The 15,721-nt window shown below is 46.1% G+C and carries 13 protein-coding genes; all 13 read left to right on the top strand.

Annotated features, from left to right (window positions below; all coding sequences use genetic code 11):
* The first annotated feature begins 1 nt into the window (after position 1).
* The 13 genes from hisJ (at position 2) to PODO_RS00865 (ending at position 15,691) form a co-directional block, all read left to right on the top strand.
* Positions 2 to 829, top strand: a complete 828-nt coding sequence (gene hisJ, locus PODO_RS00805) for a histidinol-phosphatase HisJ (protein WP_038568109.1) — start codon at positions 2 to 4, stop codon at positions 827 to 829.
* 26 nt (positions 830 to 855) lie between these two features.
* A complete protein-coding gene (locus tag PODO_RS00810; protein WP_036687083.1) occupies positions 856 to 1,806 on the top strand; it encodes a ribose-phosphate diphosphokinase in 951 nt (316 codons plus the stop codon).
* A gap of 232 nt (positions 1,807 to 2,038) precedes the next feature.
* On the top strand, positions 2,039 to 3,778 hold the full coding sequence (locus tag PODO_RS00815; protein WP_051491491.1) for a tetratricopeptide repeat protein: 1,740 nt from the start codon (positions 2,039 to 2,041) through the stop codon (positions 3,776 to 3,778).
* 151 nt (positions 3,779 to 3,929) lie between these two features.
* Positions 3,930 to 4,883 carry a thioredoxin-disulfide reductase gene (gene trxB, locus PODO_RS00820; protein ID WP_036687084.1) on the top strand — a complete coding sequence of 318 codons (954 nt, stop codon included), beginning with the start codon at positions 3,930 to 3,932 and terminating at the stop codon, positions 4,881 to 4,883.
* Positions 4,884 to 5,234: 351 nt separating this feature from the next.
* Entirely contained in the window at positions 5,235 to 6,662 is a 1,428-nt protein-coding gene (gene uxaC, locus PODO_RS00825) for a glucuronate isomerase (RefSeq protein ID WP_038568112.1), read from the top strand.
* A gap of 57 nt (positions 6,663 to 6,719) precedes the next feature.
* Positions 6,720 to 7,724 carry a LacI family DNA-binding transcriptional regulator gene (locus PODO_RS00830; RefSeq protein ID WP_038568114.1) on the top strand — a complete coding sequence of 335 codons (1,005 nt, stop codon included), beginning with the start codon at positions 6,720 to 6,722 and terminating at the stop codon, positions 7,722 to 7,724.
* 157 nt (positions 7,725 to 7,881) lie between these two features.
* Complete coding sequence (locus PODO_RS00835) at positions 7,882 to 9,351, top strand: tagaturonate reductase (protein ID WP_038568116.1); 1,470 nt, start codon at positions 7,882 to 7,884, stop codon at positions 9,349 to 9,351.
* Positions 9,352 to 9,384: 33 nt separating this feature from the next.
* Complete coding sequence (locus tag PODO_RS00840; RefSeq protein WP_038573987.1) at positions 9,385 to 10,875, top strand: UxaA family hydrolase; 1,491 nt, start codon at positions 9,385 to 9,387, stop codon at positions 10,873 to 10,875.
* A 208-nt stretch (positions 10,876 to 11,083) separates the two neighbouring features.
* A complete protein-coding gene (locus PODO_RS00845) occupies positions 11,084 to 11,308 on the top strand; it encodes a DUF1858 domain-containing protein (RefSeq protein ID WP_036687092.1) in 225 nt (74 codons plus the stop codon).
* A 15-nt stretch (positions 11,309 to 11,323) separates the two neighbouring features.
* Positions 11,324 to 12,583: a DUF438 domain-containing protein gene (locus PODO_RS00850; RefSeq protein WP_038568120.1), complete on the top strand. Its 1,260-nt coding sequence runs from the start codon at positions 11,324 to 11,326 to the stop codon at positions 12,581 to 12,583.
* Between the two features lie 209 nt (positions 12,584 to 12,792).
* Positions 12,793 to 13,743 carry an ROK family glucokinase gene (locus tag PODO_RS00855; RefSeq protein ID WP_036687097.1) on the top strand — a complete coding sequence of 317 codons (951 nt, stop codon included), beginning with the start codon at positions 12,793 to 12,795 and terminating at the stop codon, positions 13,741 to 13,743.
* A gap of 46 nt (positions 13,744 to 13,789) precedes the next feature.
* Positions 13,790 to 14,689 carry an RNase adapter RapZ gene (gene rapZ, locus PODO_RS00860; RefSeq protein WP_036687099.1) on the top strand — a complete coding sequence of 300 codons (900 nt, stop codon included), beginning with the start codon at positions 13,790 to 13,792 and terminating at the stop codon, positions 14,687 to 14,689.
* Positions 14,690 to 14,743: 54 nt separating this feature from the next.
* A complete protein-coding gene (locus PODO_RS00865; RefSeq protein ID WP_169744815.1) occupies positions 14,744 to 15,691 on the top strand; it encodes a gluconeogenesis factor YvcK family protein in 948 nt (315 codons plus the stop codon).
* Positions 15,692 to 15,721 lie beyond the last annotated feature (30 nt).

Below are 15,721 nucleotides of genomic sequence, written 5' to 3' on the forward strand. Positions count from 1 at the left end.
GATGCATATTGATTACCACACGCATCATGAACGCTGTGGCCATGCCGTGGGTAAGCTTGAGGAGTACGTGCAGCGCGGGATAGAGCTTGGACTTCAGCAGCTGGGGTTATCTGACCACTTGCCGCTTATCCACGTAGATCCCGCCAGCTATTATCCTGAAATGGCTATGCCAATGGCTGAGCTGCCTCGTTACGTGGAGGAATGTCTAACCCTAAAGGAGCGTTACCGTGGAGTCATAGATCTGCGGGTGGGGCTGGAAGCCGATTATATCGAAGGCTACGAAGAGCAAATCCGCGAGGTTTTGTCACCGTATCCATGGGATTATCTTATAGGTTCTGTGCATTTTCTTGGGGAGTGGGATATAACGGATCATCGCCAGGTTCATGGTTGGGAAGGCAAAGATGCGCTAGAGGTATATCGTCTTTATTACGATGCGGTAAAGAAGTCGGCGTTATCGGGATTATATGATATTATAGGACATATGGATGTTATTAAACGGTTCGGTTATGGTCCACAAACACCGGAGGGCAAGGCTGAGGTGAAGGCGCTGGAGCTAGAGACCTTAAAGGTTATAGCGGATAGTGGAATCGCCATGGAGCTGAATGCTTCCGGACTTACGAAGCCTTGCGCTGAGATGTTCCCGGCAGAGCATCTGCTACAGGAGGCCCTAAGGCTCGGCATACCGCTGACATTAGGCTCCGATGCACATGATCCTGCCAAGCTGGGGGACGGGCTGCAAGAGGCGCGTAGCATGCTTTGGCACACTGGTTTTCGTGAGCTGGCTGTATTTGAGGGACGCCGCCGTACCACTGTTCAGTTCAAACTATAATAATTTATAATCCGCAGGAGGGTATTATGCATCATCAACAATTACGTATTTTTTCCGGTTCGTCGAATCCAAAGTTAGCGGCTGATATTGCGGAGCGACTTGGTGTTGAATTGGGGCAGATAAAGCTGACCCGCTTCATGAGCGGCGAGATTTACGTTCATTACGAAGAAAGCATCCGGAACTGCGACGTATTTTTGGTGCAATCCCTTTCGCATCCCATTAATGAGATGTTCGTGGAACTGCTGGTGATGATAGATGCTGCCAAACGGGCTTCAGCTCGCACAGTGAACATTATTGTGCCGTATTATGGATATGCTCGGCAGGAGCGGAAGTCCGCACCTCGTGAGCCGATCTCGGCTAAGATGGTGGCTGATGTGCTGACGACCGCTGGAGCAACCCGCGTGATCACTATCGATTTACACGCAGCGGCGATTCAAGGCTTTTTCAACATTCCGGTCGATCATCTGACTGCACTCGATTTGATCAGCAGCCATTTGAAAGCCAAGGCAATGTCTGATCTGGTCATTGTTTCCCCGGATGCAGGGCGTGCGTCTATGGCTGAGAAGCTGGCGAATAAGCTGGATTCACCTTTTGCCATTATGATCAAGAAGCGTCCAGCCCATAATGAATCGGTAATCACTCATGTGATTGGTGATGTCGAGGGACGGACACCAATCATTATTGAGGATCTGATCGATACTGGGACGACCATTGTGAATGTGGTAGAAGGTCTGAAGGAGAGAGGTGCGAAGGACAGTATTGTCTGCGCGACGCACGGATTATTCTCAGGGCCCGCGCTACAGCGGCTTGACCATCCTTCTATTCAGGAAGTGGTTACGACAGATTCTATTGCACTGCCTGATGACCATTCAAGTCGGTTTACGGTATTATCTGTTGCACCGATGCTTGCCCAGGCTACGCACATCATCCTTGAGGGTGGTTCAATCGATAAGCTATTTAGAGACGCGGGAATTTAATTCCCCGTCTTTTTTATTTTTTGTCAAAAAAGATGTTGTAAGCAGAGTGGTAGAGTCTTTCTCAACTTGAGATTCTCGCTGTCACATGTGGTATACTGTGTGGAGATACCCGCGCCCAATAAGGGAACGGAATAGCGATTAAGGATGGAGCTCCGGCATACCCCATAGGGCGCCGCCCTCCTATTTTTCGTTAGTATAAGGAAGCTTCTTATAAGGGAGGTGCCTTGCTTCCATGATTGAGAGAACTTCAGAGTATGAACTGGGGAATGATAATGTGATTCCTGTAACTCTGAATGCCAATTTTTTCTTTGAAAGAGCCGTTCGGTCCTTGGATCGCTTTCAATATGATAAGGCATTAAAGAATTTTCGCAAAGCTGTAGAGTACGAGCCGGAGAATCCGGTCAATCATTGCAACGTGGCTGGCGTATTATCAGAAATGGGTAATTATGAAGCATCCAACGACATTTTAACCCATGTACTGGAGAATATTGATCCGGCAATGACGGAATGTTATTTCTATATGGCTAACAACTTCGCCAATATGGAAAGCTATGAGGAGGCAGAACGCTCACTCGTCACTTATCTCGAAGAAGATGTGAACGGTGAATTTCTGGCCGAATCGGAAGAATTGATGGAGCTGCTGCAATATGAGCTGGACCGTCCTGCTCCACTTATCCGGATTAGAAGCCGGGAAGGTGTAATAGAGCATGAGCGAGCCCGAGCACTGTTGGAGGAGGGCAAGTTTACACAAGCCGTCACTTTGCTTGAAGAGATTGTGAGCAATACGCCTGACTTCCTGGCGGCACATAACAACCTAGCCCTAGCGTATTTTTACATGGGTCGTTTTACCAAAGCTAAGGAATGTATTATGCGGGTGCTGGAGCAGGACTCCGGGAATCTGCATGCACTCTGTAACTTAGCGATCTTCCTTCAGTATGAAGGTGACCGCGGACAACTGGATGGATTGTTACGCCTTCTGGAGACCACTATTCCGTTTCATCAGGAGCATCTGTTCAAAATGGCCACCACCATGGGGATTCTGGGACGCCATAGAACCGCCTATGGCCATTTTAGACGTCTGTTGAAGGATGAAGAGGTCGGTGGCGACGCCAGTCTCTATCATTATTGTGCGGCTGCTGCCAGCAATAGTGGCCTGTATACAGAAGCCCAGCGCTGCTGGCAGAAGGCGGCTAAGCTCGATCCGGAATCGGCTGTGCCGAGATTTTTTCTAGCTCAGCTGCAGCAGGCGCAGGGGGAAGGCAAAACGCTGTCGCTGGTCAGCTACAACTATCAGCTTCCTTTTCAGGAGCAGCTGAAGCTGTGGAAGGACAACAAGGGCAGCTTTACCGAAGAGGTACGGAACAATCCGCTGCTTCGCTCTTCCTTCTTCTGGGCGCTCCGCTACGGGGATGCCAATACGAAGCTTCAGGTTACAGAAGCTCTGCGGTGGATTGAAGATGAAGAGATGTCCGAAATTCTGCAAGGACTTCTGAAGCAGCAGCCCTTGCAGGAAGAAAAGCTGCAAGAAGCGGCACTTCTTAGTCTGCAGCGGCTGATTGGAAGTGTTCCTGAAGAGAATGTGCTTCAGGAAGTCAAAGAAACCTCTTCCCCGCGTCTGAAGGGACTGCCGGAATGGAGAGAGGATTGGCAGAAAGTTATCGATCAGACCCTTAGTATGATGGATCGAAGATATGATGCAATCCACAAAAAAGATGCTGAATTACTTTGGAAGCAATTTCTGAGCAGCCTTTATCCGGATATTCCGTTTATCCGTCATGCGAATGGCTGGTGTGCTGCCTTAGAATATCTAATTGCTAAAACGCATAACCTGCCGGTCACCTATCGTGAAGTAGCTCAGCGTTACAATGTTTCTGTATCTATGGTCAGTCGTTATGCTCGGCGCATAGATGAGGAATGTAGTTTCGAGGGAAGTGTGAGCGACAGTCTTCCGCCATTTACCGAGAATATCTAAATCGATCATGTAGTATTTCGTAGAAACGGAGCCCTTTTTATATGTCTTGCGTAAACGCTAATGTTCCTTATAGGGGCACCGAAGGCGGCTATGCATGCCAAAAAAGGGCCCGTTTCTTCTAAATAAACCCTATTGTGAGGAGGCCACTGTTATGTACAAAACGATTGTAATCGGAACAGGCCCAGCCGGGCTTACTGCTGCAATTTATTTGGCACGTGCCAACCTAAACCCACTTGTGATTGAAGGTATGCAACCAGGTGGACAACTGACAACGACAACAGAAGTCGAGAACTTCCCAGGCTTTCCTGAAGGAATTCTAGGCCCGGATTTAATGGACAACATGCGCAAGCAGGCTGAACGTTTTGGAGCTGAATTTAAGAATGGCTGGGTGGATTCAGTTGATTTTTCACAGCGTCCATTTAAAGTGACTGTAGATGGATTGGGAGTATTAGAAGCGGAGTCAGTGATCATCTCAACCGGCGCATCTGCCAGATATTTAGGAATCCCCGGGGAGCAGGAGAATGTGGGCCGTGGGGTCAGCACTTGTGCTACTTGTGACGGATTCTTTTTCCGTGGCAAAAAGATTATTGTCGTCGGTGGTGGAGATTCAGCGATGGAGGAAGCCAGCTTTTTAACCCGATTCGCTTCCAATGTAACATTGGTTCACCGTCGTGATGAGCTTAGAGCTTCGAAGATTATGCAGGCTCGCGCACGGGATAACAGTAAGGTATCGTGGGCTCTTAACCGTACACCGCTTGAGGTTACAACCGACGAGTCTGGCGTTAAAGGGCTGACGGTTCGCAACAATGAGACGGGAATTGATGAACTCATCGAAGCGGACGGAGTGTTTGTCGCGATCGGGCACACGCCGAACACCGGATTTTTAGGGGGACAAATTACGACCGATACCAACGGCTACATTGTGGTCAACCCTGGAACGACAGAAACGAACATCCCGGGCGTATTCGCTTGTGGCGACGTGCAGGATACCCGTTATCGTCAGGCAATTTCTGCAGCCGGATCTGGCTGTATGGCAGCAATGGATGCCGAGAAGTACCTAGAGGGCACGATGGTGCATGACTGGAGCGAAACACTGGATAGTTAATTTTGCGAGAAATCGTAGTCCGATGACATATAAGCAGGTTATCCTTTTTCTAAAAGGTTGCCTGCTTTTTTTATAATGGTGGGGCCGTGTCCGGAAATTAAATATGTTGTTTATTTATTACCGCTCAGAAGTTAAAATAACTGTAACAATGTCCTTATAAAAAGACTTGCGCATTTTAAAAATACGTTTACAATGAAGATATAATGTTAACGTGAACAATTTATATTAATACCTATTACAAGCAATGATTTTAAGTTTAAAATATTTATTGGGAAATCAACTGATTAAATTAATGTTCACGTTAAACTTTGTGTAACTCCCATTCGAACTTAAAGGAGAGCAGCAAACCTCATGAGTAAAAAATTCATGGATGAGAACTTTCTATTGTCGAGCGAGACCGCAATTAAGCTATTTCATAATCATGCGAAAGACATGCCCATTATCGATTATCATTGCCACCTCAGTCCAAAAGAAATTTATGAGAACAAAACGTTCAACAATATTACCGAAGCTTGGCTGTATGGCGACCATTATAAATGGAGAGTGATGCGCGCTAACGGTATAGAAGAGAAATTCATTACTGGCGATGCCAGTGATTATGATAAATTTATGGCCTGGGCTAGAACGGTTCCGATGATTATCGGGAATCCGCTATACCATTGGACGCATCTGGAGCTGCAACGTTTCTTCGGTGTATATGAGTTGCTGAATGAAGCTAACGCACCAAAAATTTGGGATGAAGTGAATAGACAGCTACAAAGTGAAGGATTCGGAGCAAGAGATTTGATCATTAAATCGAAGGTGACTACGGTTTGTACTACCGATGATCCTGTAGATAATCTAGAATATCATGAGAAAATCAGTAATGTGAGTGGGTTCAATGCTAGCGTTGTGCCGGGATTCCGGCCAGATAAAGCGCTTGAAATCAACCGTCCTACCTTCCAGCCGTGGGTAGCCCAGCTAAGCGAAGTTTCGGGAATGGCTGTTGAGAATTACGGACAGTTTCTTGCAGCATTGGAGAGCAGAGTTAGATTCTTCCATGCCAGAAGCGGCCGTGTATCTGACCATGCTTTGGATGCGGTAATGTTTGAGCCTACTACCTTGGAGGAAGCTACAGCTATATTTGCTAAAGCACTTCATGAAGGCACTGTAAGTGAGAGTGAAGAAAAGAAATATAAAGGATTCACGCTAGTATTCCTCGGCAAATTGTATAACGAGCTGGGTTGGGCGATGCAATTCCATATTCATGCGCTTCGGAATAACAACAGCGTAATGTTCGGACGTCTCGGACCTGACACGGGTTATGATTCCATCAATGACGGCGTGATTGCTAAGCCTTTGGCGGGTCTGCTCGATGCGCTGGATCGTGAGAATGCATTGCCTAAGACCATTTTGTACTCACTGAACCCTAATGATAATCATGTTATTGCCAGTTTAATGGGCAGCTTCCAGGGCGGTGGTATTCCAGGCAAGATTCAATTCGGAACCGCATGGTGGTACAACGACAATAAAGACGGCATGCTGGAACAGATGAAGACACTTGCTAATCTAGGCGTACTTAGCCAATTTGTTGGGATGCTAACAGACTCCAGAAGCTTTTTATCGTATACCAGACATGAGTACTTTAGAAGAATCTTGTGTGATCTGGTAGGCTCTTGGGTAGAGGCTGGAGAAGCCCCGGATGATATGGAGTTACTGGGCAGTATGATTGAGAACATCTGTTACAATAACGCTGATCATTATTTTAATTTCTCGAAACAGGCATTGGTGACTAGGTAATCGTTATGATATCCTTACATGGAAGAGCCAAACCCGTTTGATAAGGAAGGTTGACCCATGGCACCTACAATCAAGGATATCGCCAAATTGGCGAATGTATCGCATACAACTGTATCGAGAGCACTTAACAATAGTCCACTAATTAAAGAGGTCACACGTAAAAAAATTGCCGAGATCGCTGCGCAAGTGGGCTACGTCCCTAATTACAATGCCAAAAGCCTTGTGATGCAGCGATCCTATACCATTGGTCTGTTCTTCACGAGTATTGCCAACGGCACAACTTCGGGTTTCTTCTCTGACACGATTCGTGGTGTAAATAGTGTCATAGATGTAGAGTACAATCTGTTCATCCGTGGGATCGACGATTATGCGGAATATTCCTCTATTCATCGCAAACGTTTTGATGGAATTATTCTAATGAGCCAGAGTGAAGCAGATAATAAATTCATTTACCATGTTGTCCAGCAAGGCATTCCAATCGTTGTGCTGAACCGGGAAATTGATGACCGCTCCATTATCAACATCATCTCGAACGACCGGGAAGGTGCTTATAATGCAGGCAAATACCTGATCGAAAACGGGCATCAAGACATTGCAATTATTGAAGGTGTCGAGGGCTTTAAATCCACACAGGAACGCAGAGATGGCTTTATAAAAGCTTTGATTGACCATAATATCCCTGTTCGTAATGACTACATGATAAGTGGTAATTATGATATGCAAAGTGGATATGAGGCGATGGGCAAGCTACTGGATCTCGAGAAACCACCAACTGCTGTATTTTGCTCCAATGATGATATGGCGATTGGGGCTATGAAAGGTGTGTTTGAGCGAGGGCTGCAGGTGCCAAATGATATCTCTGTTGTTGGTTTTGACGACATTGGGTTTTCACTTTTTGCCAATCCTTCACTCACCACGGTCAAACGTCCTATTGAGAAGATTAGTGAGCAAGGCGCTCGCCAGCTGTTAAGCTTGGTCAAGGAGCCCTCAGAAAAAGACGGGCGGATCTCGATCGAGACAGAGCTTATTGCCAGAGAATCAGTCAGGAAGTTGCAGAAGTAGAGGCTGCGTATAGCAGCCTAATCCTTTACTATCGTAAAGGGTTGCTATCTAAAATTTTCACGTGTGCATATATTTAATTAATTATCAATATAAATATGATTTTATATAGTTTGTTTAATTAGTTTATCGTGTGCATTTACTATTAGGAGGCGTTTATATGAAAAGATTAAATAGCGATAATTGGACAGCTTACAAGCAGTATCCTGAGAAGGTCCTACAATTTGGCGAAGGCAATTTCATGCGCGCTTTTGTAGATTGGCAGATTCATACCATGAATCAAAAAACGGATTTCAATGGTGGAGTGGTTGTTGTACAGCCGCTGGCTAACGGACTGGCGGAAATGCTAAATGATCAGAATGGGCTGTATACCCTTTATCTGCAAGGCATTAAAGACGGAGCGGCTGTAAAAGAGCACGAGGTAATTAATTGTATTACGCGGACGCTTAATCCCTATTCACAGCATGAGGAGTATATGAAGCTGGCTGAGAACCCTGAGCTGCGCTTTATCGTGTCTAATACTACTGAAGCGGGAATTGCTTTTGAAGCCGGCGACAAGTTAACCGATACGCCGCAGAGTAGTTTCCCGGGCAAGCTGACGGCCTTATTGTACAAACGTTATCAAATTTTTAATGGGGATGCTTCTAAAGGTTTTATCATCATTCCATGTGAGCTGATTGACCGGAATGGTGATGAGCTCAAAAAGGTTATTTTGAAATATGCTGAGCTGTGGAATCTTGGAGAAGGTTTTGTGAACTGGTTGAATGAAGCTAATACCTTCTGCTGCAGTCTGGTGGACCGCATTGTTCCCGGTTATCCAAGAGACAGCATTGCCGAGATTACAGAAGAGTTGGGTTATGAGGATAAGCTGGTCGTTGTCGGCGAGCAATTCCATCTTTGGGTAATTGAAGGACCACAGTGGATTAAAAAGGAGTTCCCGGCTGAACTAGCAGGTCTTAATGTGTTGGTGGTGGATGATATGGCCCCTTATCGGACTCGTAAAGTGAGGATTTTAAACGGAGCTCATACAGCTATGACACCAGTAGCGTATTTGTACGGTATTGATACGGTTGCTGAGGCCATTGAGCACGAAGAGGTTGGGGCGTACGTGAAGTCCTTAATCTACGATGAGATTATACCAACGCTGGATCTGCCGGCAGAGGAATTGAATTCTTTTGCAGACGCGGTATTAGAAAGATTCCTGAACCCTTATGTGCAGCATTACTTGATGAGCATTTCCCTCAATTCTATATCGAAGTTTAAGACAAGAGATCTGCCTTCTTTACTGCGATATGTAGAGGCCAAAGGACAATTGCCTGAAAAGCTTGTCTTCTCATTGAGCGCATTAATTGCCTTCTATAGAGGACGCAGAGGGGAAGAAGACATTCAACTGGCTGATGATGCGGATATTTTGGAATGGTTCGCCTCCTTATGGGGAGGGTGGGATGGCACAGACACCGGGCTGCGCGCACTGGCCGTCGAAGTACTTGCCGCAACCAATCGCTGGGGCTGTGATCTGAATGAAGTGGCTGGACTTACTGACAAGGTGACAGAAGGACTGATTGCGATTGAGAAAAATGGCATGAAGCAAGCGTTAAAAGCGTACGTGAAGAGACCGGCACACAACTAATACCCTGGAGGTGACAATGATATGATCAAGACGATGAAAGAAGTATTGCAGATTAATGAGGCTGATAATGTCGCTGTTGCACTTAAAGACTATAAAGCAGGCGACACCATTGTGATTGGTTCAAAAGAGATTAAAATTACTGAAGATATCGCTAGAGGCCATAAAATTGCACTATCCAGCATTAGCGAAGGTGAAAACGTATTGAAATATGGTTACCCCATTGGTCATGCTATAGCGTCTATCGCGCCGGGGCAGTGGGTGCATACCCATAACACTAAGACAAACCTAACAGGGGTAGAGGAATATACCTTTGAGCAGAAGCTGACGCCGAATCCTTTTACAGCGGAGAATTTGACCTTTAAGGGGTATCGCCGCTTTGATGGATCCGTAGGTATCCGCAATGAGCTGTGGATCGTCCCTACTGTTGGTTGTGTGAATGGAGTGGCGGAGCAGATCATCAATATTTTCAAAGCAGAGGTTGGGGATATCGCACCTTTCGATAACGTGCTCGTGCTTAAGCATAATTACGGTTGCTCCCAGCTGGGCGATGATCATGACAATACGCGAACGATTCTGGCTAACGCGGTTAAACACCCGAATGCGGGCGGCGTGCTTGTGCTCGGATTGGGCTGTGAGAATAACAATTTGCATATTTTTAAAGATATGCTTGGCAGCTATGATGAGGATCGTGTGCGTTTCCTTGTCTCCCAAGAGGTTGGGAATGAGATTGAAGAAGGCGTGAAGCTGCTGAAGGAAATCTACAATAATGTACAAGGCGATCAACGGGAAGAAGTATCACTCTCCGAGCTGAAGATCGGTCTGAAATGTGGAGGCTCCGACGGGTTATCCGGTATTACTGCGAATCCGCTCCTTGGACGTCTGTCTGATTATATGGCTGCTCAAGGCGGGACCACTGTACTGACTGAAGTGCCTGAAATGTTTGGTGCCGAAAAAATTCTAATGGAACGTGCTGCGGACGAAACTATTTTCCACAAAATTGTCGATCTCATTAATGACTTTAAGCAGTATTTTATGGACTATAAACAGCCGGTATATGAAAATCCTTCTCCAGGGAATAAAGCCGGAGGGATTACTACGCTTGAGGATAAATCATTGGGTTGTACTCAAAAATCCGGGAACGCTACAGTGATGGATGTACTCAAGTATGGAGAGCTTATCACTAACAAAGGCTTAAATCTCCTTAACGCACCTGGCAATGATCTAGTGGCTTCCTCTGCACTGGCTGCTGCTGGCTGCCAATTGGTGATCTTTACGACCGGGCGGGGAACACCATTTGGTACATTCGTGCCAACGATGAAGGTATCTACCAATACCCCATTGTATGAAGGCAAACGTCACTGGATCGATTTTAATGCAGGTGTATTGGTGGAAGATGGTTCTCCAGATGAGGTCCTGCGCAGCTTCATAAACTATATTATTTCGGTGGCCAGCGGTGAATGGGTTAATAATGAAAAGAATAATTTCCGTGAGATCTCCATATTCAAAACAGGAGTAACGCTATAATAAATAATTAATTAATGACAGATCAGGCTGTCTCTTATGCTTTTTAAGCGTAGGGGACAGTTTTTTGTAGGTTCAAAGCATACATAATTCGTCTTTAAAAGAACGATAATTGCATTCTTGGAAATTAGTGATTGCAATCACAATGGTCCTGTACGGCCTGTGCTAATCTTTTATTGAGAATAGTTCTCACATAAAGGAGAAGAGTCAAATGGAAAAAGTGCTGAGTTTGGATGAATCTATATTCGAGATGGTATCACGGCATCCGGAGGTCATCGAGATTATGGTAGAGCTGGGCTTTAAGGATATTGCCAAGCCTGGCATGCTGCAGACCGCTGGCCGTTTCATGACCTTATCCAAAGGAATTAAGCTGAAGAAAATGGATCTCGAGCACGTGAAGCTAACTTTTGAACGTCATGGTTTCGAGATTATTTAATAAAGGAGTGTTAATATGAGCGAACTAATTAACAACCGTGAAGTTGATGTGCCGGAACAGACTCGTCGCCAGGCTATGCTTAAGGAAATTATTAAAGAGCTGCATGCAGGCAAAAGTGTAGAAGAGGTTAAGGCGCGGTTCGCCGAAGCTGTGGGTGATGTTACCGTAGCGGAGATTTCCGCGATGGAGCATTCATTAATGACCGAAGAAGGAATTCCGGTATCCGAGGTCCAACGTCTTTGTTCGGTGCATACAGCCATCTTTAAAGGCTCTATTGAGCAGATTCACCGCTCGTCTAAGCCCGAGGAGCAGCCAGGCCATCCAGTACACACCTTCAAATTGGAGAATCGTGAGATCGAAAGACTTGTTAACTTCCGCATGGATCTGCACGCAACAAAGTTTCAAAAGAACGATAGTGAGGAATTGATCTTCAAGTTGTTGGAGGATCTTAGCTTGCTGCTGGATCTTGATAAGCACTATAGCCGAAAAGAAAATCTGCTGTTCCCATACCTCGAAAAATACGGCATTTATGGCCCAACCAAGGTAATGTGGGGAGTGGATGATAATATCCGCCGTATGATTAAAGAGGCAAAAGCAGCGCTCAGCACTTATAGCGGAAATGCAGCAGAAATAGGCGTTCAGCTTGAGGAGATCATCAAGGAAGTTAATGAAATGATCTTTAAGGAAGAAAATATTCTACTGCCCATGGCCCTGGACAAACTGACGGAAGATGAATGGGTCAAAATCGCCCGGGAGAGCGATGAGATCGGGTTCTGCCTAACCGCACCGGAGCAGGAGTGGATCCCTGAGCGGGCTGCAGAGCCGGAAGGCGCAGTGCCGGAAGAAACAGAAGGAGCGACGCCGCAAGGCGGGTTCATCCGTTTTGAGACAGGGTTGTTGTCACTGCATCAGCTCGAGACCGTACTCAACCATCTGCCTGTAGATCTAACCTTCATTGACGAGAATGATGTCGTTCGATATTTTTCACACGGGAAGGAACGTATCTTTGCTCGAGCTAAAGCGGTTATCGGCCGTACAGTACAGAACTGTCATCCCCCGCAAAGTGTTCATGTGGTAGAGAAGCTTTTGGAAGACTTTAAGGCAGGTCGTAAGGATGCTGAAGACTTCTGGATCAACATCAAGGATAAGTTTATCTACATCCGTTACTTCGCTGTACGAGACGAGTCAGGCCAATATATGGGCACGCTAGAGTTCACACAGAATATCGCTCCTATCCGAGCACTAGAGGGACAAAAGCGCATTTTATCAGAATAAATCGGTACGTTGGGTTATTTTCCAGATAATAATATAGGTACAAGACTCTCTTACTTAGGCGTAAGGGGGTCTTTTTAGAATATAATAGAGTATACTCTTAAAATAAGGAATTCCCGGGTGTGTTGTCTTTCCTTGACCACAGAGAGGGCTTCTATTATAGTTGGTACTTAGGATTAACTATTTTAGTATAAAAAAAGGTGGCTTGTTACATGTCTGAGAATATCTACGTTGGCGTGGATTTGGGTGGAACTGCAATTAAGGTTGGAATCTGTAATGCTGAAGGTACCCTGCTACATACTTATGAGGGACCTACAGGAACTGCAGAGGGTGTCGATACTGTTATCGATAATATCGAGAAGTATGTACGCCAAATTGTGGAGGATTCCCCGTACTCTTGGGATCAGCTTGCAGGTGTAGGAGCGGGTGTAGCCGGGTTCACAAATATTCGTGAAGGAATCATCATCCTTGCGCCTAACATAGGATTTAGAGATGTGCCGATCCGTTCCATTTTGGAAGATCGTTGGAACAAGCCTGTCAAAATAGACAATGATGCGAATGTGGCTGCACTGGGGGAAGCTTGGAGTGGTGCGGGACGTGGCGTTGATAACTGTGTCTGCTATACGCTTGGAACAGGTGTCGGTGGCGGAATCATTATTAATGGAAAGATTTATCAAGGTTTTGCGGGATTAGCTGGTGAGCTTGGACATATCACAGTAGTGCCGGATCTGGAAGCTATTCAATGCGGCTGTGGCAACATGGGCTGTCTGGAAACCGTTTCCTCCGCTACAGGTATTATCCGCATGGCTAATGATGCAGTAGCTCGTGGCGATCGTACTTCCCTCTCTATGGTAGAGAAGATTGCTGCGAAAGAAGTCTTTGATGCGGCTAAGGCTGGCGATGAAGTAGCTATCCGTATAGTAAATCGTGCAGCGTACTATCTGGGTAAATCCATGGCTTCTGTTGCGGCTGTGCTTAACCCTGAAGTATTTATCGTTGGCGGCGGCGTGTCTAAGGCTGGAGATATTCTATTTGATGAGGTTCGTCGTGTGTTTGCGAAATTGACACCGGCTCCGCTTCAAACTGGTGTTTCGATTATTCCAGCTGAGCTTGGCAATGACGCAGGTATTGTTGGGGCTGCCGGCCTTTTGCTGCGTTCTTAAAAGACGGGAAGTATTCATATACTAAATCTAGGGAGGGGACGCTTTTATGACCGAATTGGACAATACCCCAACGGCTGGAGCCACCCTGATTATTATTACGGGAATGTCAGGTGCGGGGAAGACAATTGCTGTACAGAGTCTGGAAGACCTAGGGTTCTTCTGTGTCGATAATTTACCACCGGTGCTGATTCCCAAGTTCGCAGAGCTAATTGAACAGTCGAAGGGTAAGATTGCCAAGGTAGCCCTTGTAATTGACCTGCGTGGTCGAGAATTCTTCACTGCTTTGTCTGAGTCTCTTGCCTATATCAAGGATGAGTCAACCATTGGCTGTGAGATCTTGTTTTTGGATGCTACAGATTCAGTACTTGTTCAGCGTTACAAGGAAAGTCGACGTCATCATCCATTAGCACCTAAGGGGCTGCCGCTTGATGGTATCAAGCTAGAACGTAAGATGCTTGAAGAATTGAAAAATTCAGCTACGTTATGTTTAGATACCAGCAGTATGAAGCCTGTGCAGCTTAAGGAGAAGATCATTTCACGGTTTTCGCATCTAGGAAAAAGTACGCTTTCCGTCAATATTACATCCTTCGGATTTAAGTACGGTATCCCTATTGATGCAGATCTTGTCTTCGATGTCCGCTTCTTGCCTAACCCACATTATGTGGACCATCTGCGGCCTAAAACCGGCCAGGATAGTGAAGTCTACGATTATGTAATGAAGTGGCCTGAAACACAGGTGTTCCTGACCAAACTGCTCGATATGCTTCATTTTCTAATTCCGCAATATCGTAAGGAAGGTAAGTCCCAGATTATCATTGGCATTGGCTGTACGGGAGGTAAACACCGTTCTGTAGCCATATCCGAGTATTTGGGTAAAATGCTGGGCGTTAGCGAGACGGAATCCGTAACCGTTAGTCATCGGGATTCCGAGCGTGATCGGCACTAGAGAGAAGGGGTCATAGTGGCTGAAGAACAAAGACAGCGTCCGCGTATCGTCGTTATGGGCGGTGGCACGGGGTTATCTGTCATGCTTCGTGGTTTAAAAGAGAAGCCATTAGATATTACTGCTATTGTTACCGTTGCCGATGATGGGGGAAGCTCTGGTATTTTACGCAGTGAACTGCAAATGCCTCCTCCTGGGGACATCCGCAACGTATTGACAGCTATGGCTGATGTTGAGCCGCTCATGGCAGAGATTATGAGATACCGTTTCAACACGGGTGAGGGACTAGCTGGTCATAGTCTCGGCAACTTGATTCTTGCTGCGCTCACGGATATATCCGGCGATTTCGTTACGGCTGTTCGGGAGCTTAGTCGATTATTCGCTGTTCGCGGGCGGGTATTGCCTGCGGCCGGTGAGGCTGTAATCCTGCATGCAGAAATGTCGGACGGCACGATTATCACAGGGGAGTCCAAAATCCCTGAAGCTGGCGGGATCATCAGACGAGTGTCCTTGGAGCCGCCAGATGTAGAACCGTTGCCCGAAGCGCTTGAGGCGATTCGGAATGCAGATGCGATCCTGCTGGGTCCTGGCAGTCTGTATACGAGCATTCTTCCCAACCTGCTTGTTCCGAAACTGGCAGAAGCGGTTGTATCTTCGAATGCTATCAAAATTTTCGTCTGCAACGTAATGACTCAGCCGGGTGAAACGGATAACTATACCGTCAGCGATCATCTTCAAGCTGTATATGATCATATCGGGATTGATTTATTCGATTATGTTATTGTTAATGACGGTGAGATTCCGGAACAGGTCCAGACGAAGTACGCCGAGAAGGGCGCGCGCCCGGTGCAGCTTGATAAAGAAGCGCTGGATGGCAATGGATACAAGGTTATAGCCGATAAACTGGTTTTATTCCGAACTTATTTGAGACATGATACCGATAAGCTTAGCCATCACATTTATCAGCTTGTGCAGGATTGGATAAACAGAAACCCTAGGGTATAACTTATAGATGAGAATGAAGTACTTATCAAG

Origin of the sequence: Paenibacillus odorifer (genome assembly GCF_000758725.1) — a bacterium.
In the GTDB taxonomy this organism is placed as follows: Bacteria; Bacillota; Bacilli; order Paenibacillales; family Paenibacillaceae; genus Paenibacillus_AQ; species Paenibacillus_AQ odorifer.

Excerpts from the sequence above, each read along its gene's own strand:
- PODO_RS00840 (WP_038573987.1), top strand. The coding sequence starts at position 9,385 with ATGAAAGAAGTATTGCAGATTAATGAGGCTGATAATGTCGCTGTTGCA.
- PODO_RS00815 (WP_051491491.1), top strand. The coding sequence starts at position 2,039 with ATGATTGAGAGAACTTCAGAGTATGAACTGGGGAATGATAATGTGATT.
- PODO_RS00830 (WP_038568114.1), top strand. The coding sequence starts at position 6,720 with ATGGCACCTACAATCAAGGATATCGCCAAATTGGCGAATGTATCGCAT.
- PODO_RS00845 (WP_036687092.1), top strand. The coding sequence starts at position 11,084 with ATGGAAAAAGTGCTGAGTTTGGATGAATCTATATTCGAGATGGTATCA.
- trxB (WP_036687084.1), top strand. The coding sequence starts at position 3,930 with ATGTACAAAACGATTGTAATCGGAACAGGCCCAGCCGGGCTTACTGCT.
- uxaC (WP_038568112.1), top strand. The coding sequence starts at position 5,235 with ATGAGTAAAAAATTCATGGATGAGAACTTTCTATTGTCGAGCGAGACC.
- hisJ (WP_038568109.1), top strand. The coding sequence starts at position 2 with ATGCATATTGATTACCACACGCATCATGAACGCTGTGGCCATGCCGTG.
- PODO_RS00835 (WP_038568116.1), top strand. The coding sequence starts at position 7,882 with ATGAAAAGATTAAATAGCGATAATTGGACAGCTTACAAGCAGTATCCT.
- rapZ (WP_036687099.1), top strand. The coding sequence starts at position 13,790 with ATGACCGAATTGGACAATACCCCAACGGCTGGAGCCACCCTGATTATT.
- PODO_RS00865 (WP_169744815.1), top strand. The coding sequence starts at position 14,744 with ATGGGCGGTGGCACGGGGTTATCTGTCATGCTTCGTGGTTTAAAAGAG.
- PODO_RS00810 (WP_036687083.1), top strand. The coding sequence starts at position 856 with ATGCATCATCAACAATTACGTATTTTTTCCGGTTCGTCGAATCCAAAG.
- PODO_RS00850 (WP_038568120.1), top strand. The coding sequence starts at position 11,324 with ATGAGCGAACTAATTAACAACCGTGAAGTTGATGTGCCGGAACAGACT.
- PODO_RS00855 (WP_036687097.1), top strand. The coding sequence starts at position 12,793 with ATGTCTGAGAATATCTACGTTGGCGTGGATTTGGGTGGAACTGCAATT.